We start from the raw sequence: 23,074 nt of genomic DNA, 5'->3' as shown, positions 1-23,074 counted from the left end.
TCTTGCAGATGTCATCTGCGGCATTGTAACCAAGGGGCAGAGCGCGCGCCATGCACTGGATCACGTCCTGTACAATACGGCGTACACATCGATCGAGATTTGTCATGCTCACATCCACCGGTACTCTTTTCATTGTTGCCACGCCCATTGGTAACCTGCAGGACATGACTCCGCGGGCGCTGGAGGTGTTAGCCGATGTCGGACTGATAGCTGCAGAGGATACCCGCCACAGCGGTCGCTTGCTGCAACATTTCGGCATTTCAACACCTACCACGGCCTGCCACGATCATAATGAGCGCGACAAAAGCGCCAGACTGGTCGAGCGCATGCTTGCGGGTGAAGACATGGCCTTGATCTCTGACGCGGGTACGCCGTTGATTTCCGATCCCGGATACCACCTGGTACGCGCGGCACGGGAAGCTGGTGTGCGAGTCTGTCCCGTGCCGGGTCCCTGTGCGCTTGTTGCTGCGCTCAGCGCTGCAGGTTTGCCTTCTGACCGCTTTGCGTTCGAAGGGTTCCTGCCGGCCAAGGCCAGTGGTCGTCGTCAGCGGCTGCAGGCCCTGGCCAGTGAACCGCGGACCTGGATGCTCTACGAGGCGCCCCATCGCTTGCTCGAGTGCCTGGAAGACATGCTGGATATTCTTGGCCCTGATCGTCAGGTAGTTTTGGCCAGGGAGCTGACCAAAACCTTTGAAACCATTCGTGGCGCGCCGGTTGCCGAGCTGGTCGAATGGGTGCGCGCCGACAGCGATCAGCAGCGGGGCGAATGCGTACTCGTGGTCGAGGCCATGCCCCCGCGGGATGAGAATGAAGGGCTGGACCCGGAAGCCGAGCGGATACTGGATCTGCTACTTGAAGAGTTGCCGGTAAAACAGGCCGCCGCCCTGGCAGCAAAAATTACCGGCGAGAAGAAGAACCGGCTCTATCAGATTGCCCTAGGCAAGACCGCGAGCTGAGAGCCGCGGCCTGCCTGCGGGGGAGCTCTAATCGGCCTCCAGTACCATGACCCGTTGCCCGGCCTTTACCGGCGAGCCAGGCTGCACGTGCACCGCTGTGATCACGCCGTCGCAGGGCGCCAATAGCGGAATCTCCATTTTCATCGATTCCAGAATCACCAGAACGTCGCCGGCTTTTACCTGTGCTCCCTCGACAACCTGAACCTGCCACAGGTTGCCGGCTATGTGACTTTCGATTCCTTGCTGGCCGGCTTGGAGTGGCGCTTCTACACCCGCTTCCGCCTCCGGCTCTTCACTGGAGAAGTCTGCCTGCCCATTGGCAATCCAGCGATCGCGCTCGGCATTGAAAGCGGTTTTCTGGTGCGTCCGGAATGCCTGAATGCTGTCCGCTTCTTCGTCGAGAAAAGCCTGGTAGGCGTTCAGGTGCAGCTCGGTCTCCTCGATCTCAAGTGAATAGCGACCCAGCGGAAAGTCACGACGAATGCGCGTCAGCTCATCGGCAGCGACCGGGTAGAAGCGGATCTGATCAAAGAATCTCAGCAGCCAGGGCTGCCCCCCAAAGGCTTCGACTTCCCGGTAGCGATTCCACATCTGCAGTGTGCGTCCAACGAACTGATAACCGCCGGGCCCTTCCATCCCGTATACGCACATGTAGGCGCCGCCGATACCCACTGAATTTTCTGCTGTCCAGGTGCGCGCCGGATTGTACTTGGTGGTCACCAGGCGGTGGCGCGGGTCCAGCGGTGTGGCTACGGGCGCGCCAAGATAGACATCGCCCAGACCCATGACCAGATAGCTGGCTTCGAAAACGGTGCGGTAGACCTCGTCCAGGTTGGGTAGATCGTTGATCCGACGGATGAACTCCAGGTTGCTTGGGCACCATGGCGCGTCCTTGCGCACGGTGGTCATGTACTTTTCTATGGCCAGCTGGCAAGCAGGGTCGTCCCAGGACAGGGGCAGGTGCACAATGCGTGAAGGTACTTTCAGGTCACGGGCCTGGCATACGTCTTCCCAGACGTCTTCGATAATGCGTAGCAAGCGATCAATCGACAGGGTCTCCGGTTGGTAGTGCACCTGCAACGAGCGGATGCCGGGCGTCAGGTCATGCACGCCCGCCAGGTCCATTGCCTCCAGCGCCTGCATCAGGGCATGGCCACGGAAGCGCAGCACCAGATTCAGTTCCGGTTGGCCAATCTCCATAAGCAGGTGGGTATCGCCGGAGAGTCGCGCGACCAGCCGCGTGTCCTCTTCGCCGATGTCCAGAACGATGGGCGATTCGGGGGCCACAGCGGTAGTGGTTGCCGGGCAATCTGCAGTTAGTCGGGCGATGTCCCGTTGGCGACAGGTTGCCAGTTCACGCGCGGTCTCAAGACTGACCGGAATAAAGCGAATCCGGTCACCGGCCTTAAGCTGGCCCATCTGCCACAAATCCGCCTCGATAAGGGTTACCGGACAGACGAACCCTCCCAGACTGGGACCGTCGGGCCCGAGGATCACTGGCATGTCACCGGTGAAATCCACAGCCCCGATGGCATAGGGATTGTCATGGATGTTCGAGGGGTGCAGGCCGGCCTCACCGCCGTCTTCGCGCACCCATTCGGGTTTGGGACCAATCAGACGCACACCGGTGCGGCTGGAATTGAAGTGCACTTCCCAATCGGTTTCCAGAAAGCGCTGCATGTAAGCCTCGGTAAAGTACTCCGGGGCGGCATGTGGACCGTAGATGACGCGCACATTGCGCACCGCCGGCAGGTCAGTGTGCAAGGCGGTGGGCAGGGAGGTGCCGCTGCTGGTATCGGTCAGTTCCTGCAGATGTAAGACGTCACCGGCGCGCAGGGCACGACCGGCATGACCGCCAAACTGCCCAAGGGTAAAGGTGCTCTTGCTGCCCAGATAGTCTGGCAACTGGATGCCACCGCGAATGGTCAGATAGCTGCGCGCACCGGAGCCGGCGATGGTGCCGATTGCCAGTTGGCTGCCGGCCTTGATTAGCAGGCTGGTATGCATGGCTTGCGGCTTGCCATCCAGGTTCAGCGGAATCTCGGCGCCAGTCACGGCAACCACGGCGTTGGTGTTGAACGTTAGGGTGGGGCCGCTCATGGTAATTTCCAGACCGGCGGCGTTTTGCGGGTTGCCCAGCAGACGGTTACCCAGTTGCAGCGCCAGATTATCCATCGGCCCTGATGGGGGCACCCCCACCGACCAGTAGCCCAGGCGACCGGGCACATCCTGCACCGTGGTCTGGGTGCCGCCGCTGATGACCTCGAAGGTGCTGGCCTGGTAGGTCAGCTCATCCAGGCAGCGGGTCCAGGGTTCGCCAGAGGAAAAGGGCGCGTAGGTGAGGATCTGCCGCAGGTAATCACGGTTGGTCTCCACGCCATACAGCAGTGTGTCGCCCAGCGCCTGATGCAGTGCCTTGCTGGCTTGCTCGCGGGTTGGCTCCCAGCAGATGATCTTGGCGATCATCGGATCGAAATAGGGTGGGATTTCGCAACCAGCCTCTACCCAGCTGTCGATTCGCAGCGCCTCGCCGCCGGCAGCGGGAAAATTCACAGCGGTCAGCAGGCCCGGGCACGGCTGGAAGTCGCGGCCTGGGTCCTCGGCATAGACCCGCGCCTGGATCGCATGGCCACGGGCATCCAGGCCCACGCCCAGTTGGGCGAGTGGCGGCAGATCACCTGCGGCCAGTTGGATCATCCAGCTAACCAGATCCACGTCCCAGACTTGCTCAGTGACGCCATGCTCGACCTGCAACCGGGTGTTTACCTCGAGAAAATAGAATTTCGCAGCCTCGCTGTCATAGACAAACTCAACGGTGCCGGCGCTCCGGTAGCGCACGGCACTGGCCAGGCGGATGGCTGCTTCGCAGAGTGCTTCGGCCATGCCCTCGGGCAGGTTGGGCGCGGGCGTTTCCTCGATCACTTTCTGGTTGCGTCGTTGTACCGAGCAGTCACGCACGCCCAGTGCCAGCACCTCACCCTGTCCATCACCGAATACCTGTACTTCCAGGTGGCGGGCGCGCTGGATGTATTTCTCGATAAACACGCCAGCGTCGCTGAAGTTGTTCTGGCCCAGGCGTTTGACGGTTTCGAAGGCCTCGCTCAGTTCGGCTGCGCTGTAGCACACGCGCATACCGATACCGCCACCACCGGCAGTGCTCTTGAGCATGACCGGGTAGCCGACCTGCTCGGCTGCGATCAACGCGGATTCAAGACTGTCGAGCAGGTCCGTACCCTCGAGCATGGGTACGCCATGCTCCTTGGCCAGGGACCGGGCAGTATGCTTCAGGCCAAAGACGCGCAGTTGCTCAGGCGTTGGGCCGACGAAGGCAATGCCGGCTGCTTCGCAGGCCTCGGCGAAGGCGGCGTTTTCCGAAAGAAAACCGTAGCCAGGATGGATGGCCTTTGCGCCGCTGTGTTTTGCCGCCGCGAGAATCTTGTCCACATCCAGGTAGGTGCCCGTCGCCCCACCTTCACCCAGGGAGATCGCCTGGTCGGCCTGCTGGATATGCAGACTGGCCGCATCGGCCTCGGAGTAGACAGCAACACCCTTGACCTCAAGATCCTTCAGTGTGCGCAGGATCCGGCAGGCAATGGCACCGCGGTTGGCTATGAGTAATGTATCGAACATCGTGGATATTCCTCGGCCAGGTCGTCCTGGGTTACCTGTTCTGTGCTCCGCGGGTCGTCCCAGCTGAAGCTGCAAGCCGCCAGCGACAAGCTGCAAGCGGCTACATTCAAAATCGCATCAATCGATCGCTGCACGGCCAACTTGAAGCTTGCCGCTTGAAGCTTGTAGCTCACTCAGCCCCAAACCAACACCTCCGCGGGCGTCGGGTTATAGCCGTTGCAGGGGTTGTTGAGCTGCGGGCAGTTGGAGATCAGCACTATGATGTCCATGTGCGCGACCAGCTCGACGTACTTGCCGGCGCCGGAAATGCCGTCTTCGAATGTCAGGCCGCCCTCGGGGGTGACCGGGACGTTCATGAAGAAATTGATGTTGGCGCTGATATCTGCCTTGCCCAGCCGGCCATCGTGCAGACAGGTGCGCAGGAAGTTGTCGCGGCAGCTGTGCATGTAGCGGGTGTTGAGCGCGTAACGCACGGTGTTGCTTTCCTGGGCACAGGCGCCGCCCAGGGTGTCATGCCGGCCGCAGGTGTCGGCGGTGATGGTCAGCATCGGTTTGCCCAGATTGCTGAAAAGGACACTCCCGGTAGTCAGGTAGACGCTGTTCTGCTTGCGCAGGGTACGCTGTACGTCATAGCGCTCGCGGGGATTGCTGGCGCTGTAGAAAAGGGTATCTACCGCCTGGTTGCCTTCCAGGTCGTGCAGACGCAGGGTCTGGCCGGCCTTGATGTCGAGCATGAAGGGTTCGCCTGCGCCCACTGTGGCGCGGTGGCTGGCGGTCTCGGCGGTCTTGTCGCTGTGGGTCAATGTCATGGTGGCGGCCCTCAGAGGTGAATGCGGTCGGTGTTGTGCAGGCCGCGGGTATTTTCTTCGCGGGTCTTGCGGCACAGCACAGTGATGCCGTCGTCGGCGACCTGATGCCAATCCAGCTGTACCGGTTTGGGTGCATAGTCGGGCGCGGGGTCCAGCGGATGCTGCAGGGCGGTCAGTACCACCAGCGTGTCCATTGGTGCGTAGAGCTCTATGTAGTCTCCAGCAACCGAGTTGCCCGGATGGAAAACGAAGCGGTCCTGGGCATCCACGGCGACCTTGCTGAACAGATTCAGGGTCATCAGCAAATCCGCCAAACTCAGGTTCCACTTGCCCATTTCCACCAGCAGATTGTCCATGCCGTTACGGAAGAAACCGTTGCGTAGCTCCTGGTAGCTGCCTGCGCCGTATTTTTCCTTCACCTCTTCGGCGTCGAGTACCCCGCCGAAGCTGTCACTCCAGCCACAGGTGTCGGTGACGATGGCCGCGAGCACCCGACCCATGTCGGAGTAGAGGCAATGGCCGGCGGTGAGCTTAGCGGTGTGCTGGCACTTGAGGCTGTCGGGCAGGTTCAGACGCTCACTCTTTTCATGGGCGTTGAACAGCATCAGGCTGACATTGGCACCGCCCTCGAGGTCGGTGATTCGCAGCAGTTGACCGCGCTTGAGCACGAAAGAGGTATGGCCGCCGCCGGGCAGAATTTCGCTATAAAGGGTAGGGCGCAATGGCGCGGGTACACTCATTGGGTGGCTCCTTGCTGATCGGATGAAAGCGCTTTTGGGGCAACGTGATCGGGCAGCGCATCCAGTGCCTTGCGCGCCGCCAGACGATCGCTGTTGAGGGGAATGTCGTAGGTAATGCGAGCGCCATAGGCGCCGGGAGCCTGCGGGTCGGTGCGCACCTTGTCGAATACCAACAGGCGGGTGCCCAGGGTGAAGCCTTCGGTCAGGTCATGGGTGACCATAAATACCGTAAGGCCGGCCTTGCGCCACAGTGACAGCAACAGTTCATGCATGTCCTTGCGGGTTCCCGGGTCTAGTGCGCCGAAGGGTTCATCCAGCAGTAGGATGCGTGGCGCTTTAACCAGCGCCTGGGCGATGGCCAAGCGCTGCTGCATGCCGCCGGACAGGGCATGAGGGTACTTGTCGATGGCATCACCCAGGCCGACTGCCTCGAGCATTTCGATACTTTTCTTTCGGGCTTCCTGTCTGGCCTTGCCAAATAGCCGGCTGAGCAAAGGCGCTGCCTGCAACTCAAGACCAAGCATGACGTTGCCCAGCACGGTCAGGTGCGGAAAGACCGAATAGCGTTGGAACACCACGCCGCGCTCTGGGCCCGGTTCAGCCACCAGGGGCTGATCGTCCAGCAGTATGCTGCCCTTGCTGGGCGTTTCCTGCCCCAATAGAAGGCGCAGGAAGGTGGACTTCCCACAACCGGAGGCCCCTACCATGGTGATGAATTCACCGCTGGCGACTTCCAGGTTGAGATTTTCGAGCACTACGCTCTCATCATACTGCTGCCATACATGGCGGATAGATATGGCACTCATATCAGCGGCCTCCCTTTGGCTCGAACCAGGGGAACATCACCCTGCCTAGCCCCTTTAGTGAACGGTCCATGATGAACGCGAGCAGGGTGATCCACGCGACGTAGGGGAGTATCACGTCCATGGCCAGGTAACGGCGCACCAGAAAGATGCGATAGCCCAATCCGTCGGTGGAGGCGATCGCCTCGGCGGCTATCAGAAACAGCCAGGCCGGCCCGAGCGCCAGGCACAGGCCCTGGAGTAGACGCGGCAACAGTTGTGGCAGTACCACCCGGATAGTTACCTGCCAGGTGCTGGCGCCGAGCGTTTGAGCCTTGACCAGCAGTTCGGCGGGAATCTCGCTGACCCGTTGCTGCATATCGCGGATCAATACCGGCGTGATGCCGATGACTATCAACATGACCTTGGACAGTTCTCCCAGGCCCATCACGATGAACAGAATAGGCAGAATCGATAGCGGTGGAATCATCGAAATCACCGTTACCAGCGGGGAGAGCGGAGTGCGTACCAGGGGGATAAGCATCATCAGGCCCAGCCCCAGGCTAACTACTGCGGCAATGCCCAGGCCGGTAAACAGGCGCTTGAGGCTGGAGGCCGAATCCACCCACCAGAGGTATTCGCCGCTGCGCCGGTCCGGAGTGAACGCCATCCGATCAACCGCGTCGGCCATCTGCGTGAAGCTGGGTAATAGCTTGTCATTGGGGTTTTCAGCCAGGCGAGCCTGAGAGCTGTACAGATAAAGCAGAAGCAGCAACGCGAAGGGGAGCAATATCAGCCCGAGCTTTGATACTTTGCCAGGGGTGCGGTTCATCAATCGTGACATGGGCAGCTCCATGGGTTACAGGTAACGAGATCTCAGGTGTCTGAGGCTCTCCCGGGCTTTTGTCCCGCCGTGTAACCCCCTGCCGGAGGTCGACAACTCTCGGACCAGTCACCTGTCAAACAGGTCGGAACCCTAGTTGTCCATTGGTAGCAAGTTGTATCAGGCATGTGCCCGGCAACGCATCAGGGATCCTATGGACCCGAGTCTCGTATGCTCAATAGCCTAATGCAGGGCCTGTGCCACTTTGGGTCGTCGTCGATTTTTCGGGGCCTGCACCGCAATGGGGCAAAAATGGCAGATGGAATCGAAGCTATTCATGCGCGATTGTGGTGCAATCAATGCGCCAGTACGGTGCAAGGGCAAGCAACGCTTGCCGCGCTGGCCGAAGACGGATAATCTCCTTCCCAAGAGTTGGCTGGGCAGTCGCCGTATCGCTTGCGGTAGGGAGGAAAGTCCGGGCTCCATAGGGCAGAGTGCCAGGTAATGCCTGGGGGGCGTGAGCCTACGGAAAGTGCAGCAGAGAGTAGACCGCCGATGGCCCTGAAAGGGGATCAGGTAAGGGTGAAAGGGTGCGGTAAGAGCGCACCGCGCGACTGGTAACAGTTCGTGGCATGGTAAACCCCACTCGGAGCAAGACCAAATAGGAACCCATCGGTGTGGCCCGCACTGGGTTCGGGTAGGTTGCTAGAGGCAGTCAGTGATGGCTGTCGTAGAGGAATGACTGTTCACGACAGAACCCGGCTTACAGGCCAACTCTTATTTTTTTCAAGCGTCATATTCGATCGAACGGCGCGCAGTGAAAACCCTTCTTGTTAGACCAAAAAAATCTTACACCTAATGTATTACATTAAGTAATACGGCCATGTTCTTGTGATTGCTCAGCTTCGCCATCAAAAGTTGAAGCAGATTCTCTCTTGTACCCCCATTTTTTGTACTAACTCCCTGCCATATAAAGGATTTTCCGTGAAGTCCTTACTTGACGGTGCGTGCGTGCGGTTCCTATAGTGTGCCGAAGTGGTGTGAAGTGGGTGAAAGTGGATAATTTTGGTAATTCCCTTCCTCTCACAGACCAATTCGAAAAGGGGAAGCAGCAGCGTGTTTCGTGGAGCAAATGCTATCAATCTGGACGCCAAGGGGCGGCTTGCGATGCCGGCGCGTTATCGCGACCGTCTCGTGGAGCTGTGCGCCGGCCAGTTGGTAGCCACTATTGCGCTCGAAGAACGCTGCCTGTGGATCTACCCGATGCCTGCCTGGGAGGCGGTAGAGGCCCAGTTGCGCAAGGCCCCCAACCTCAATCCGGCAGTCAAGCGTCTGAATCGACTGTTGATCGGTAATGCCAACGAAATCGAGCTGGACAGCAATGGTCGCTTTGTTGTGCCACCGCTGCTGCGTGAGCATGCCGGACTGGACAAGAAAGTCATGCTCGTTGGGCAGCTGGACAAGTTCGAGCTGTGGAGCGAAGACGCCTGGGAAGCCACCACCGCTGGTTACCTGGACCAGGAACAGAGTCTGGGCGAGCTGCCGGACGTATTGCAGACCTTGAGCCTATGAACGTGCCAAACATCTTTTCCCACATCAGCGTACTGCTGAATGAGGCCATCGAGGGTCTCGCCATCAAGCCCGAGGGGCTTTATATAGATGGCACCTTCGGTCGCGGGGGACATAGCCGCGCGCTGCTTGCCCGGCTCTCTGCGCAGGGCCGGCTGCTCGGCTTCGACAAGGACCCGGAAGCTGTCCGGGTCGGTGCAGAGCTGGCGGCCGAAGACGGCCGCTTCGTCGTTATACAGAGGTCTTTTGCCGACATGGCCGAAGAGCTACGCCAGCGTGGGCTACATGGTCAGGTCGACGGCGTTCTGCTGGACCTGGGCGTGTCTTCTCCTCAATTGGACGACGCAGAGCGTGGCTTCAGCTTCATGCATGATGGTCCGTTGGACATGCGCATGGATCCGACTAGCGGCCAGAGTGCGGCCCAGTGGATCAACAGCGCCGCCGAAGCGGACATCGCGACCGTGCTCAAGGAGTACGGCGAAGAACGTTATGCCAAGCGCATCGCCCGAGCCATCGTCAACCGCCGCGCCGAGCAGCCCTTTACCCGTACAGCAGACCTCGCCGAAGTGGTGAAAGTGGCCAACCCTGCCTGGGAAAAACACAAGCACCCGGCAACCCGGGCGTTTCAGGGTATCCGCATCTTTATCAACCGCGAGTTGGACGATCTGGCGGATGGCCTCAAAGCCGCGCTCGACGTGCTGGCGCCGGGCGGACGTCTGGTAGTTATCAGTTTTCACTCGCTGGAGGATCGACTGGTAAAGCAGTTCATGCGCCGTGAAGCCAAAGGTGCGCCGCTGCCCCGTGATCTGCCGATTCGCGCTGCGGATATTGATGTCAGCATCAATCTGGTGGGCAAGGCAATCATGCCGTCAGCTGCGGAAACGGCGAATAACCCCCGTGCGCGCAGCGCCGTACTGCGCATCGCCGAGAAACGTCCGTGAGCACTCAGGCCGAGCTTTCACTGGAGACCCGGGAGCAGAAGGGGCTGCCGCGTAGCAGTGGCTGGCTGTTCATTGTCTGGGTGCTGGTGGTAATCAGCGCTCTCGCCGTGTCCTACAGCTCGCACTGGAGCCGCGTGTTACTGAACGAATTGGCCGCCGAGATGGACCAGCGTGAGAATGCCCAGGCCGAATGGGGCCGGTTGATACTCGAGCAAAGTACCTGGACGGCCCACAGCCGTGTCGAAGCACTGGCCACCAACGAGCTGAAAATGCGCGTGCCGGAAGCCAGTGAAGTGATACTGGTGAAACCATGATTGCGCTCAAGCCCAACGGTAGCCTGCATCCGTGGCGCTTTCGCGTGGTGATCGGCGTGCTCGCGGTATGCAGTGCCTTGATCAGTTGGCGGATTGTCGAACTGCAGGTAATGGACGGCGGCTTCCTGAAAAACCAGGGTGACAAGCGCAGCATGCGTCATACAGTCATACCCGCCCACCGTGGCCTGGTGACCGATCGGCATGGCGAGCCCCTGGCAGTCAGCACGCCGGTCCTGACCCTGTGGGCCAACCCGAGCATCCTGATCAACCATGAGTCTCGCTGGGATGAGCTGGCCAAATCACTGGGCACTGATCCCAAGACGTTTGCCGAACGGTTGCGGGCAAACGCCGGAAAGGAGTTCATCTACCTGCGCCGGCACATGACGCCCCAGGACGGTGAAGCGGTGACAGGACTCAAGGTTCCGGGTGTCCACAGTATCGAGGAATACCGCCGCTTCTATCCCACCGGTGAGGTTGCCGCGCATCTGGTCGGTTTTACCAATGTGGATGAAGCCGGTCAGGAAGGTCTCGAGCTCACGTACAACGATTGGTTGCAGGGTGTGCCCGGCAAGCGTCAGGTACTGCAGGATCGCCGTGGCCGTCTGATCAAGGATGTGCAGGTGGTCAGCAATGCCCGGCCGGGCAATGACCTGGCCATGTCCATCGACCTGCGCCTGCAATACATCGCCCACCGCGAGCTGCGTGAAGCCCTGAAGAATTTTGGTGCCAAGGCCGGCTCCGCTGTGCTGGTTGATATTCGTACCGGCGAGGTTCTCGCCATGGCCAACCACCCGAGCTACAACCCGAACAACCGCTCCAACCTGAAGCCGGACATGATGCGCAACCGCGCATTGATTGATGTTTTCGAGCCGGGCTCGCCGATCAAGACCTTTACCGTTGCTGCTGGCCTGATGAGCGGCCGTTATCAGCCAACCACGGTGATGGATACCCGTCCAGGTACCATGCGTGTCTCGACCCTGACTGTCAGGGATTTTCGCAATTACGGCATGCTCGATCTGTCCGGCGTGATCATGAAGTCGAGCAACGTCGGCGTGGTCAAGATCGCCCTGGATATTGGTGCGGAGCAGATTTTCACGCTGCTGCAGGATCTTGGCTTGGGCGAGTACACCGGGCTTGGCTTTCCCGGCGAAAGTACCGGCCATATGCCTAATCATCGCAAATGGCCGCAGATCGAGACGGCCACACTGTCCTACGGCTACGGTCTGTCGGTTACTGCAACGCAGTTGGCTCAGGCCTACGCAACCCTGGCCAATGGCGGCAAGCGTCTACCGCTCTCATTGCTCAAGGTCAATGAGCTGCCCCAGGGTGAACAGGTGATACCCGAGGATGTCAGCAGACAGTTGCTGACCATGCTGCGCGGCACGGTAGATGGTGAGGGCGGCACCGGCTCACGGGCTCGGGTGCCCGGTTATCAGGTAGGTGGCAAGACCGGCACCGTGCACAAGACTGAGAATGGCGGCTACGCCGAAGATCGTTATCGGTCGGTATTTGCCGGTATCGCTCCAATTAGTAATCCACGCTTCGCCGCAGTGGTAGTGATAGATGAGCCAAGCAAGGGCGAATATTACGGTGGCCTGGTGGCGGCGCCCGTGTTTGCTGAAATCATGTCCGGCGCGTTGCGTCTTCTGAATGTGACGCCCGATGACCTGCCGGCACTGCAGCAGGTCGAATTGCCGCCCCTTCAGGTCGAGGAGGGTTCGCGCGGATGATGACTCTCCAGCAGTTACTTCCTGAATGGCAGGGCCATTCCTGCAGCATTGAGCACCTGACCCTGGACAGTCGCCAGGTACGACCCGGGAGCCTCTTTATTGCGGTGCCGGGCTCGCGTCAGGATGGCCGAGACCATATTGCACAGGCTGTGAAGGCTGGCGCGAGCGCGGTTGCCTATGAAAGCGCCGATGGCTTCAAACCTGAACCCGTGCTGAATGATAACGGCCATACGCTGATGGTGCCGGTGAGCGGTCTGGCCGTTGAGATTTCAGCTATTGCCGGGCGCTTTTACCAGGAACCCAGCCGGGATTTGGGTCTGGTCGGTATTACCGGAACCAACGGCAAGACCAGCGTCAGTCAGATGCTGGCCCAGGCGCTGAGCGCGCTGGGCAAGCCCTGCGGCGTAATCGGCACCCTGGGCAGTGGTCTGCTGGACCAGCTCGTCGATCACGGCATGACCACGCCGGATGCCATCAGCGTGCAGCGTCAGCTCGCGCAGATGCGGGATCAGGGTGCCGGCTGGGTATGCATGGAGGTGTCTTCCCATGCGCTGGATCAGGGGCGTGTCGCGGATCTGGAATTTGACTTGGCCGTATTTACCAATCTCAGCCGTGATCATCTGGATTACCACGGCGACATGGCGAGTTACGGCGCAGCCAAGGCCAAACTGTTCGACCGTCCTTTACAGGCTGCGATCATCAACCTCGATGATCCCTTCGGTCTGGAGCTGATCGAGCGCAGCCCCTCGCGTTGCTTTACCTACAGCCTGAAAAACGCTGATGCGGACCTGTATTGCAGCGATATTGAGTACACCAGCGAGGGCATCCGCGCTGCGCTGCACACCACGCGACGCCATTCAACGCTGCAGAGCCCGCTGTTGGGCGAGTTCAATCTGGCGAATCTGCTGGCGGTGATTGCGACACTACTGGCTCTCGAGGTGCGACTTGATCGGGCGACTGCGTTGGCCGCCGAGCTGGCGCCCCCTGCCGGTCGCATGCAGCGCCTGGGCGGCGGTAATCGGCCGCTGATTGTTATTGATTATGCCCATACGCCCGATGCCCTGGAAAAGGCGCTTGCTGCGGTCCGCGCCCACGCCCAGGGAACCTTGACCTGTGTGTTTGGTTGCGGCGGGGATCGAGATAACGGTAAGCGGCCTTTGATGGGCGAGGTGGTCGAACGTCACGCTGATCATCTGATCGTTACCGATGACAACCCTCGCACCGAATCCTCGCATAACATTATCCAGCAGATACTCGCCGGTATGCAGCGCCCTGACTCGGCCATTGTGATTGCTGACCGCAGCGCCGCCATCCGCAACAGCATTCTGCAAGCCCAGGCTGGAGATTTGATTCTCCTGGCCGGCAAGGGCCACGAAACCTATCAGGAGATTGACGGCGTGCGTCACCCTTTCAGCGATATCGAACAGGCTACCAAAGCCCTGCAGGAATGGGAGGCAGCCCGTGCTTGAAGCCATGCGTCTCTCTCAGCTGCTGAAACCCCTTGGCAGCAGCCTGGTCGGCCAGGATGCAACCTTCGACAGTGTCACTATTGACGCGCGTGCCGTAGCCCCTGGTGGTTTGTTTGTTGCGCTGGCTGGTGATCACGTCGATGGCCATGACTTTGTGACCCAGGCCCGTGAGAATGGCGCCGCCGCTGCAATGGTCGCTTATGCGGTAGACGATCCATTGCCCCAACTGCTGGTGCATGACTGTCGGTATGCGCTTGGCCAACTTGCGGCTCTGGCGCGCAACGCCTTTTCTGCACCGGTGATTGCCATCACCGGCTCAAGCGGGAAGACCAGCGTAAAGGAAATGCTCGCTGCCATACTCCGCGAGCGCGGTCCCGTACTGGCTACCCGTGGCAACCTGAATAACGAGCTGGGTGTGCCCCTGACGCTGCTTGCGCTTGAATCAACGCATGAGTTTGCGGTGATCGAGATGGGTGCAGCAGTACAGGGCGATATCGAATACAGCATGAACCTGGCAAAGCCGCAGATCAGCGTTCTGACCAATGCCGGGATGGCCCACGTCGGGCGCTTCGGCAGCCCGGAGAAAATTGCCCTGGCCAAGGGCGAGATACTCACGGGCCTGCCTGCCGACGGCAAGGCTGTCATCAATCTGGACAGCCCCTGGTTCGAAGACTGGTACCAGTCCCTGGGCCGCCGTACGTCGCTGGCCTTCAGTCTCACCAATCCGACCGCACAATTGCGCGCCGAGTCGGTGGAGCTGGACGAGCGTGGCTGCCCCGGTTTCCTGCTGGTCACGCCCAAGGGTTCGATCACCGTCCAGTTGAACTTGCTGGGCGCTCACAATATTGCCAATGCGCTCGCAGCAGCTGGCGCCGCGTTGCATCTGGAAACCGAGCTTGAAGTGATTCGCCGCGGCCTGGGTAGGGTGCTGCCGGTTGCCGGTCGGGCCAATCCGCTTGCCGGACGCAATGGTGCTTTGGTGATTGATGACAGTTACAACGCCAACCCCGCATCGGTCAAAGCCGCAATCGACATCCTTGCCAGCCTCGATGGTCGCCGCATTCTGGTACTAGGTGATATGGGGGAACTGGGCGAATGGGAACAACAGAGTCATCGCGATGTGGGTATCTATGCCCGGGAAAAGGGGCTTGATGCCTTGTTTGCGGTCGGCAGCCTGTCTGCACTTGCAACTGAGGAGTTCGGCGCTGGCGGTCATCTGTTTGGCACCCGGGAAGAGCTGGTGGCGGCACTTGCAGCGCAGCTCGATGCCAATACCCGAGTACTGGTAAAGGGTTCGCGTAGTGCGGCCATGGAAAGCGTGGTTGCAGCCCTGACTACCACTGGTGCGTCCGGCGGTACTGACAACAATAACGACAAGGCCAACTGATATGTTGTTGCTTCTGACTCAATATCTGCAGCAGTTCTACACCGGTTTTGCGGTGTTTCAGTACCTGACCCTGCGCGGTATTCTGGGCGTTCTCACGGCCCTGGGTCTGGCCCTGTTCCTGGGTCCATGGATGATCCGCACGCTGAGTTTTCGTCAGATTGGACAGTCTGTGCGCAACGATGGGCCCCAATCGCATTTATCCAAGGCGGGTACACCGACCATGGGCGGCGCGCTGATTCTGGTCGCGATCGGCATCAGCACGTTGCTCTGGGCTGATTTGAGCAACCTGTACGTGTGGGTTGTGCTGGGAGTGACCTTCTCCTTCGGTGCAGTTGGCTGGGTGGATGATTACCGCAAGGTAGTGGAAAAGAACTCCAAAGGCCTGCCATCGCGCTGGAAGTATTTCTGGCAGTCGGTGTTTGGTCTGACCGCAGCAATCGTACTCTTCATGACCGCGACCAACCCGGTAGAGACCACGTTGATTCTGCCGTTTTTCAAGCAGGTCGAATTTCAGCTCGGGATCTTCTTTGTTGTATTGACCTACTTCGTGATCGTCGGCTCGAGTAACGCCGTCAACCTGACCGACGGTCTGGATGGTTTGGCGATTCTGCCAACGGTCATGGTCGGTGGCGCGCTGGGTATCTTTGCCTATCTTTCCGGCAACGTGCGCTTTGCCGAGTATCTGTTGATTCCCTATGTGCCAGGCGCAGGCGAGCTGATCGTATTCTGCGGCGCATTGGTTGGGGCCGGGCTGGGGTTTCTCTGGTTCAACACCTATCCCGCTCAGGTGTTCATGGGCGATGTGGGTGCGCTGGCGCTGGGCGCTGCGCTTGGAGTCATTGCGGTGATCGTTCGGCAGGAGATCGTGCTGTTCATCATGGGCGGTATCTTTGTCGTGGAAACCCTGTCGGTCATCGTCCAGGTTGCCTCGTTCAAGCTCACCGGTCGCCGCGTATTTCGCATGGCGCCAATTCACCATCATTTTGAATTGAAGGGCTGGCCCGAGCCGCGGGTAATAGTGCGGTTCTGGATCATCACCGTCGTACTGGTGCTGGTCGGTCTGTCCACATTGAAACTGCGTTGAGGAAAGTGTTGTGTCACTGATTACCACGGACAAGCAGCGGATCATCGTCGGCCTCGGGAAGACCGGGCTGTCGGTTGCGCGCTATTTGGCTGGCCGCGGCCTGTCATTTGCTGTGGTGGATACACGCGAGAATGCGCCGGGTCTGGATCAGCTCAAGCGTTTTGCGCCGATGGCTGATCTGTACCTGGGCGAACTGGACCCGGCTATCCTCAATCGTGCCTCGGAGCTGATTGTCAGCCCAGGTATCGCGCTGGCTGAACCGGCCTTGCAGGCGGCCAAAGCTGCTGGAGTCAACCTTGTTGGCGATGTGGAGCTGTTTGCCCGTGAGGCAAAGGCGCCAGTCATTGCCATCACTGGCTCCAACGCCAAGAGCACTGTCACAACGCTGGTGGGCGACATGGCAGCGGCAGCCGGCAAGCGGGTGGCCGTGGGCGGCAATCTGGGAACGCCGGCATTGGACCTGCTGGATGAGAAGGCTGAGCTGTATGTGTTGGAGTTGTCGAGTTTTCAGCTGGAAACAACCGACAACCTGAACGCTGAAGTGGCTACGGTTCTGAACATGAGCGCCGACCACATGGACCGTTACCCCGGCATGGTTGCCTATCATCAGGCCAAACATCGGATCTTTCGTGGTGCGCGTCAGGTGGTGGTGAACCGGGACGACAGTCTGTCTCGGCCGTTGCTCAACGAACAGCTACCCTGCTGGACCTTTGGCTTGTCGCGGCCGGACTTCAAAGGCTTCGGGCTGATCAAGGAAGAGGGCGAGCAGTATCTGGCATTTGAATTCAAGCCGCTGATCGCAATCTCAGAACTCAGAATGCGTGGCGCGCACAATCATGCCAATGCGCTGGCTGCTCTGGCTCTGGGGCATGCTGTTGGGTTGCCCATGGACGCCATGCTGCAGACGCTGCGTGAATTCACCGGTTTGCCACATCGCTGCCAGTGGGTCGCCGAGCTCTCGGGCGTGGATTATTACGACGATTCCAAGGCAACCAACGTGGGCGCCGCCCTGGCAGCGATAAAGGGTTTTGCTGCCGATTGCAGCGGCAAACTGGTACTGATTGCCGGCGGAGACGGCAAGGGTGCTGATTTTGCTCCGCTCAGCAAGGCGGTTCGCGAGCATTGCCGGGCGGTGGTGCTGTTAGGTCGGGATGCGCCCTTACTGGCAGACGCCCTGGACGGTTGCACCCGGCTGGTCCGCGTCAACACCCTGGAAGAGGCTGTACAGGCAGCAGCCGAAGCCGCGCAGATGGGTGATATCGTGTTGCTGTCGCCTGCCTGCGCCAGTCTGGATATGTTTCGCAACTTTGAAGAACGTGGTCGGCTATTTGCCGAGGCTGTAGGGAGGTTGCCGCAATGATCGGTATCGCTACCCTCAAGGAGTCAGCCGCGCCCCTGTTAGGGCCCCGCCGTTTCGATATGGACATGCCGTTGCTGGTGGCCGCCCTCTGCCTTTTGGGGCTTGGACTGGTCATGGTTTCTTCTGCTTCCATGGAAGTGGCTGCGGGTCAGTTGGGTAATCCCCTGTTCTATATGATCAGGCAGCTGATTTACGTGCTTATCGGATTCGCTGCACTGGTCTTTGTGATTTCGGTGCCAATCCGCCTGTGGGAACAGTTCCGGTTTCCCTTGCTGTTCATTGGTATCGCTCTGCTGGTGGCCGTACTGATCCCCGGCATCGGCCGCGAGGTTAACGGCAGCTGGCGCTGGATCGCCGTAGGGCCTATCAATATTCAGCCCTCGGAGCTTGCCAAGCTCTTCGCCGTAGTGTTTCTTGCCGGCTATCTGGTGCACAGGCAGGAAGAGGTGAAGGAAGGCTGGTTCGGTTTTATCAAGCCGTTCATGGTGCTCTTCCCGATGGCTCTGTTGTTGATCGCCGAGCCGGACTTTGGTGCCACAGTCGTTCTGATGGGCGCAGCCGTGGGCATGCTGTTTCTTGGCGGTGTAGGCCTGTTCCGATTCATCCTTCTGTTCGGTTCGATTGCGATTCTTGGTGGGCTGCTGATCGTCATCGAGCCCTACCGGCTGCAGCGCCTGACCGGTTTCCTGAATCCCTGGGAAGATCCCTTTGGTACCGGTTATCAGCTTACCCAGGCGCTGATCGCGTTCGGCCGTGGCGAGTGGCTGGGCATCGGTCTGGGCAACAGCATTCAAAAGCAGTTCTATCTGCCCGAGGCGCATACCGACTTCGTTTTCGCGGTTCTGGCCGAGGAGTTGGGCCTGGTCGGCGCACTTTCGGCATTTGGGCTGCTGGTTTTTCTGGCCGTGCGCAGCCTGTATATCGGTCTCTGGGCCGAGCGCGCCGGCCGGCTGTTTGCGGCCTACCTGGCTTACGGTCTGGCCATCATGTGGATAGGCCAGATATTGATCAACGTGGGTGTGAACGTCGGTCTGCTGCCCACCAAGGGTCTGACCCTGCCGTTCCTCAGTTACGGTGGCAGCTCGCTTGTGGTCTGTTGCATCAGCCTGGGCATATTGCTGCGTATCGACTGGGAGCGCCGCCAGGCGCTGCGGGAGGTGGCCGATGAGTGATCGCGTGCTGATCATGGCCGGCGGTACCGGTGGCCACGTTTTTCCAGCTCTGGCCTGCGCACGCCTGTTTGCCGAGCAGGGCTATGAAGTGCACTGGCTGGGTACCCGTCGGGGCATCGAGGCCGAGTTGATACCCGCGGCTGGTATTCCGATTCACTACATTGATGTCCAGGGCCTGCGTGGCAAGGGCCGTCTGGGCTTGCTCAAGGCGCCGTTCCAGCTAATGCGCGCACTGTTCCAGTCGCTGCGTCTGCTGGCAGTGCTCGACCCGGTGTGCGTGCTGGGTGCTGGCGGCTACGTAACCGGCCCGGGTGGGCTGGCTGGCTGGTGCAAGCGCATCCCGCTGGTGATCCATGAGCAAAATGCCGTGGTGGGTACCTCCAATAGATTGCTCAGCCGCCTGGCCAAACGCCATTGTGAAGGCTTCCCTGGCAGCTTTGCCGATACGCCCAAGCGGCTGACAACCGGTAACCCGGTGCGTGAAGAGATATTTCAGGTGGCTCCCATGAACTGGCAGGCCGATCGCCAGCCGCGGCTGCTGATTCTCGGTGGCAGCCTGGGTGCATTGCCGCTGAACAAACTACTGCCACCGGCGGTGGCACTGCTGGGTGAAGCTGCCAGACCGGACGTGTGGCACCAGTGCGGACGCCAGCACGTGGAACTGACCACGCAAGGGTATGCACAGGCGGGTGTGAATGCGCGCGTAGAGCCCTTCATCGCTGACATGGCCGCAGCTTACGCCTGGGCCGATCTGGTGGTTTGCCGGGCTGGCGCCTTGACCATCAGCGAGCTGGCTGCAGCTGGCCGCCCCGCATTGCTGATTCCGTTGCCCCATGCCATTGACGACCACCAGAGTGCCAACGCGCATTTTCTGGCAAGCCAGCAGGCAGCGCTGCTGTTGCCGCAACACAGCCTCAGCAGTGAATCACTGGCTGAGCAGCTCAATTCCCTTTTTACCCAGCCGGAGACTTTGCAAGCGATGGCCGATAATGCCCGCCGCCAGGCCACACCCAACGCGACTGCGGATGTTGTCCGCGCCTGTCAGGAGGTGATCCATGGCTGAACCACGCCAGAAGGCCACATTCTTTCTGCCGGAGATGCGCAGGATCCGTCGTATCCATTTTGTCGGGATCGGCGGCGCCGGTATGTGCGGTATTGCCGAAGTACTGCTGAACCTGGGTTATGAAGTGTCCGGCTCGGACCTCAAGCGCTCTGCCGTCACCGACCGCCTGGAGAGCTTTGGTGCCCGGGTGGATATTGGTCATCGCCCGGAAAATGTGCAAAAAGCTGATGTGCTGGTGGTATCCAGCGCCATCAATACCAGCAACCCGGAAGTTGCTGCGGCGATGGAGAGACGGATTCCTGTCGTGCCCCGCGCCGAAATGCTGGCCGAACTGATGCGCTACCGCCACGGCATAGCCGTTGCCGGTACCCACGGCAAGACCACCACCACTAGCCTGATTGCATCGGTCCTGGCGGCGGCAGGTCTGAGTCCGACATTTGTCATTGGTGGCCGTCTGACCAGCGCTGGTACCAACGCGCAGCTGGGTGAAAGTCGTTACCTGGTAGCTGAAGCCGACGAAAGCGATGCGTCTTTCCTGCACCTGCAGCCGATGACGTCGATTGTCACCAACATCGATTCCGACCATATGGATACCTATGGCGGGGATTTCAACAAGCTCAAGCGGACCTTCGTCGAGTTTCTCCACAACCTGCCTTTCTACGGTCTGGCAGTGGTATGTATTGATGATCCGGTGGTGCGCGAGATCATGCCGCAGATCAACCGCCAGGTAGTCACCTACGGGCAGTCCGAAGACGCCGACATCCGCGCCATAGATATTCATCAGCATGGGATGCAGACCCATTTCACCGTGGTGCGTCACGGCCATGAGAATCTGGATGTGTCGGTCAATATGCCCGGCGTGCACAACGTACTGAACTCACTGGCGACCATTGCGGTAGCCACTGATGAGGGTATTGACGATGCGGCGATCATCCAGGGCCTCAGGGGTTTCGAGGGCGTTGGCCGGCGCTTCCAGGTGTATGGCGAATACCCCTTTGCCGACGGCGAGGTCATGGTGGTTGACGACTACGGCCATCACCCTCGTGAGGTCGCGGCAGTCATCAAGGCTGTTCGCGCCGGCTGGCCGGAACGCCGTCTGGTTATGATCTATCAACCGCACCGCTTTACCCGTACCCGGGATCTGTACGAAGACTTTGTGCAGGTGCTGGGCGAAAACAATGCACTGCTGCTGATGGAGGTCTATCCCGCCGGTGAAGAGGCCATTCCCGGTGCGGATAGCCGCAATCTGTGCCGCAGCATCCGTCAGCGCGGGCAGCTGGATCCCATCTATGTCGAGCGCGATGCAGATGTCTTCCCGCTTGTTGAAGCCGTACTCAAGCCCGGCGATATCCTGCTGACTCAGGGCGCAGGTGATATCGGTGGGTTGGCGTCTCAACTGGTAGATGGCCTGCAGAAATTGGCCGTCCGTGATGTGGAGGGCCAGGCATGAGCAACGTCACAGATTTTGGGCGAGTGGCAGTGCTCTATGGCGGTCGTTCTGCTGAACGCGCCGTATCGCTTAAATCCGGCGCCGCCGTGCTCGCCGCGCTTCAGTCGGCGGGTGTGGATGCCTATGGCATTGATGCGGGGCAGGATCTGGCCAACCAATTGATCGCAGATCGCCCGGATCGTGTGTTTATTGCCCTGCATGGTCGTGGTGGCGAAGACGGCAGCCTGCAGGGTCTGCTTGAGAGTTTGCAGCTGCCATATACCGGAAGCGGCGTAATGGCGTCCGCGCTGGGTATGGATAAGCTGCGTACCAAGTTGATCTGGCAGAGCCTGGGACTCACCACCCCTGCCTATGCGGTCCTGCGCGATCAGGCTGACTGTGGCGAAATAGTCTCGACCCTGGGTACGCCGCTGATCGTCAAGCCGATCCATGAAGGTTCCAGTATTGGCATGGCCAAGGTCCAGGATGTGGACGGGCTGGAGCTCGCCTGGCAGTCAGCACGCCAGTATGACGACGTGGCGTTGGTGGAAAAGTGGATTACCGGCGCCGAGTTCACCGTAGCCATTCTTGACGGTCGCGCGCTGCCGGCAATACGCCTGCGCACGCCGCACACCTTCTACGACTACGAAGCCAAATATCTGACCAATGACACACAGTATATATGCCCATGCGGGCTGTCACCGGAGCGCGAAGCCGAGCTGGGCGAGCTGTGTCTAGAGGCATTCAACGCCGTAGGTTGCCGGGGTTGGGGCCGAGTGGATGTGATGCAGGATGAAGCAGGTCAGTTCTACCTGCTGGAAGTCAACACTGTGCCCGGCATGACCGATCACAGTCTGGTGCCCATGGCTGCAGCTGCAGCGGGCATGTCATTTACCGAGCTGGTGCTGGCGATTCTCGCCAGTGCCCGCTACTGAGGGAACGGTATGTTGCGGCAGATGGTCAGAGACCCGCGGGCAGGCAAAACCCGGAGTCGGCGTGTAGCGCCGGGCCAGGGCGCCGTGCGTGTGGCTCCGGTCGCTGCGCGCAGCTGGCCGAAGCTGTCACTGAGCCGGCCATCGTTTGACGGCGCTTTGACGCGGATCAAGCAGGTGATCTGGCCGCTGTTACTGATCGGTCTGGGAGTGGGGCTGTACGAGCTTGGCAGCCGCATTCTGCCGCTGGCGGACCAGCCGATTGAATTGATCAGCGTGCAGGGCGAATTGCAGTACATCGATCCGGTAGCGGTGCAGGCCGTTATTCAGCCGTACCTGAACGAGAGTTTTCTGGGCATTGATCTGAATGCAATGCGCGGTGATCTGGCGGAGATGCCCTGGGTCGCCAGTGCTGCGGTAACGCGGGTATGGCCCAGTCAGCTGATCATCCATCTGGATGAGCAGTTGCCAGTCGCTCGCTGGGGTGATGCCGCTCTGCTGAACAACGCGGGCAAGGCTTTCACCCCGCAAGATATCAGCCAGTTTGCGGAGCTGCCGCAGCTGGATGGCCCACAGCGGGCCAAGCAGCGCGTCATGCAGTACTACCAGCAGTTCAATCGGCTGCTACGGCCTTATGGCCAGGGTGTTGCGAAGCTCGAACTGCGTGAGCGGGGCAGCTGGTTTCTGACCACCCAGGATGGCATCCAGGTGCTTCTGGGTCGTGATGCTCTGGTGGACAAGGTGCAACGTTTTTTGACCATCGATCAGCTCATGCTGGCCGAATACAGACCACAGATAGCGCGGGTTGACCTGCGCTACAACAATGCGATGGCAGTGGCCTGGCGCGAGCCGGTCGCGCAGCAATTAATCAAAGAGTGACAGGA

General features: G+C 59.9%; 19 protein-coding genes, 1 other RNA gene and 1 riboswitch. Of the genes, 15 read left to right on the top strand and 5 right to left on the bottom strand.

Annotated elements, in window-relative coordinates; translation table 11 throughout:
- Positions 1-104 precede the first annotated feature (104 nt).
- A complete protein-coding gene (gene rsmI, locus IEV54_RS12495) occupies positions 105-956 on the top strand; it encodes a 16S rRNA (cytidine(1402)-2'-O)-methyltransferase (RefSeq protein WP_150278119.1) in 852 nt (283 codons plus the stop codon).
- 27 nt (positions 957-983) lie between these two features.
- Here rsmI and uca read toward each other — a convergent pair whose 3' ends face one another.
- The 5 genes from uca to IEV54_RS12470 form a co-directional block, all read right to left on the bottom strand.
- The gene (gene uca, locus IEV54_RS12490) at positions 984-4,586 is read right to left on the bottom strand and encodes an urea carboxylase (RefSeq protein WP_150278120.1); all 3,603 of its coding nucleotides are present in this window, start codon (positions 4,584-4,586) and stop codon (positions 984-986) included.
- Between the two features lie 173 nt (positions 4,587-4,759).
- Positions 4,760-5,395, bottom strand: coding sequence for an urea amidolyase associated protein UAAP2 (locus IEV54_RS12485; protein ID WP_150278121.1), 636 nt, complete (start codon positions 5,393-5,395; stop codon positions 4,760-4,762).
- Positions 5,396-5,406: 11 nt separating this feature from the next.
- Positions 5,407-6,135 (bottom strand): urea amidolyase associated protein UAAP1, encoded by a 729-nt coding sequence (locus tag IEV54_RS12480; RefSeq protein WP_150278122.1) that lies wholly within the window; start codon positions 6,133-6,135, stop codon positions 5,407-5,409.
- On the bottom strand, positions 6,132-6,941 hold the full coding sequence (locus IEV54_RS12475) for an ABC transporter ATP-binding protein (protein ID WP_150278123.1): 810 nt from the start codon (positions 6,939-6,941) through the stop codon (positions 6,132-6,134). The genes IEV54_RS12480 and IEV54_RS12475 overlap by 4 nt, the downstream gene beginning before the upstream one ends.
- Before the next feature lies 1 nt (position 6,942).
- A complete protein-coding gene (locus IEV54_RS12470) occupies positions 6,943-7,761 on the bottom strand; it encodes an ABC transporter permease (protein WP_150278124.1) in 819 nt (272 codons plus the stop codon).
- 46 nt (positions 7,762-7,807) lie between these two features.
- A riboswitch (guanidine-I (ykkC/yxkD leader) is annotated at positions 7,808-7,908 on the bottom strand.
- Between the two features lie 260 nt (positions 7,909-8,168).
- Here IEV54_RS12470 and rnpB point away from each other — a divergent pair.
- From rnpB to IEV54_RS12400, 14 genes are all read left to right on the top strand, one after another.
- Positions 8,169-8,522, top strand: an RNA gene (gene rnpB / locus IEV54_RS12465) — RNase P RNA component class A.
- A gap of 334 nt (positions 8,523-8,856) precedes the next feature.
- Positions 8,857-9,312 carry a division/cell wall cluster transcriptional repressor MraZ gene (gene mraZ, locus IEV54_RS12460; RefSeq protein ID WP_150278125.1) on the top strand — a complete coding sequence of 152 codons (456 nt, stop codon included), beginning with the start codon at positions 8,857-8,859 and terminating at the stop codon, positions 9,310-9,312.
- A complete protein-coding gene (rsmH, locus tag IEV54_RS12455; RefSeq protein WP_150278126.1) occupies positions 9,309-10,250 on the top strand; it encodes a 16S rRNA (cytosine(1402)-N(4))-methyltransferase RsmH in 942 nt (313 codons plus the stop codon). Before mraZ ends, rsmH begins: the two co-directional genes overlap by 4 nt.
- 20 nt (positions 10,251-10,270) lie before the next feature.
- Positions 10,271-10,564, top strand: coding sequence for a cell division protein FtsL (gene ftsL / locus IEV54_RS12450; protein WP_150278209.1), 294 nt, complete (start codon positions 10,271-10,273; stop codon positions 10,562-10,564).
- Complete coding sequence (locus IEV54_RS12445) at positions 10,561-12,294, top strand: peptidoglycan D,D-transpeptidase FtsI family protein (RefSeq protein ID WP_150278127.1); 1,734 nt, start codon at positions 10,561-10,563, stop codon at positions 12,292-12,294. Before ftsL ends, IEV54_RS12445 begins: the two co-directional genes overlap by 4 nt.
- Positions 12,291-13,763, top strand: a complete 1,473-nt coding sequence (locus IEV54_RS12440; RefSeq protein WP_150278128.1) for a UDP-N-acetylmuramoyl-L-alanyl-D-glutamate--2,6-diaminopimelate ligase — start codon at positions 12,291-12,293, stop codon at positions 13,761-13,763. Before IEV54_RS12445 ends, IEV54_RS12440 begins: the two co-directional genes overlap by 4 nt.
- On the top strand, positions 13,756-15,150 hold the full coding sequence (locus tag IEV54_RS12435) for a UDP-N-acetylmuramoyl-tripeptide--D-alanyl-D-alanine ligase (protein ID WP_150278129.1): 1,395 nt from the start codon (positions 13,756-13,758) through the stop codon (positions 15,148-15,150). Before IEV54_RS12440 ends, IEV54_RS12435 begins: the two co-directional genes overlap by 8 nt.
- Position 15,151: 1 nt before the next feature.
- The gene (gene mraY / locus IEV54_RS12430) at positions 15,152-16,234 is read left to right on the top strand and encodes a phospho-N-acetylmuramoyl-pentapeptide-transferase (RefSeq protein WP_150278130.1); all 1,083 of its coding nucleotides are present in this window, start codon (positions 15,152-15,154) and stop codon (positions 16,232-16,234) included.
- A gap of 10 nt (positions 16,235-16,244) precedes the next feature.
- Positions 16,245-17,594 (top strand): UDP-N-acetylmuramoyl-L-alanine--D-glutamate ligase, encoded by a 1,350-nt coding sequence (murD, locus tag IEV54_RS12425; protein WP_150278131.1) that lies wholly within the window; start codon positions 16,245-16,247, stop codon positions 17,592-17,594.
- Positions 17,591-18,766 carry a putative lipid II flippase FtsW gene (gene ftsW, locus IEV54_RS12420; protein ID WP_150278132.1) on the top strand — a complete coding sequence of 392 codons (1,176 nt, stop codon included), beginning with the start codon at positions 17,591-17,593 and terminating at the stop codon, positions 18,764-18,766. The genes murD and ftsW overlap by 4 nt, the downstream gene beginning before the upstream one ends.
- The gene (murG, locus tag IEV54_RS12415; RefSeq protein WP_150278133.1) at positions 18,759-19,829 is read left to right on the top strand and encodes an undecaprenyldiphospho-muramoylpentapeptide beta-N-acetylglucosaminyltransferase; all 1,071 of its coding nucleotides are present in this window, start codon (positions 18,759-18,761) and stop codon (positions 19,827-19,829) included. The genes ftsW and murG overlap by 8 nt, the downstream gene beginning before the upstream one ends.
- A 34-nt stretch (positions 19,830-19,863) precedes the next feature.
- A complete protein-coding gene (gene murC / locus IEV54_RS12410; protein ID WP_223825481.1) occupies positions 19,864-21,279 on the top strand; it encodes a UDP-N-acetylmuramate--L-alanine ligase in 1,416 nt (471 codons plus the stop codon).
- Positions 21,276-22,193: a D-alanine--D-alanine ligase gene (locus tag IEV54_RS12405; RefSeq protein ID WP_150278135.1), complete on the top strand. Its 918-nt coding sequence runs from the start codon at positions 21,276-21,278 to the stop codon at positions 22,191-22,193. The genes murC and IEV54_RS12405 overlap by 4 nt, the downstream gene beginning before the upstream one ends.
- A gap of 9 nt (positions 22,194-22,202) precedes the next feature.
- Positions 22,203-23,069 carry a cell division protein FtsQ/DivIB gene (locus IEV54_RS12400; RefSeq protein ID WP_150278136.1) on the top strand — a complete coding sequence of 289 codons (867 nt, stop codon included), beginning with the start codon at positions 22,203-22,205 and terminating at the stop codon, positions 23,067-23,069.
- Positions 23,070-23,074 lie beyond the last annotated feature (5 nt).

The organism is Halopseudomonas salina (assembly GCF_014637955.1).
In the GTDB taxonomy this organism is placed as follows: Bacteria; Pseudomonadota; Gammaproteobacteria; order Pseudomonadales; family Pseudomonadaceae; genus Halopseudomonas; species Halopseudomonas salina.
This window is presented reverse-complemented; position numbering and strand designations above follow the sequence as displayed.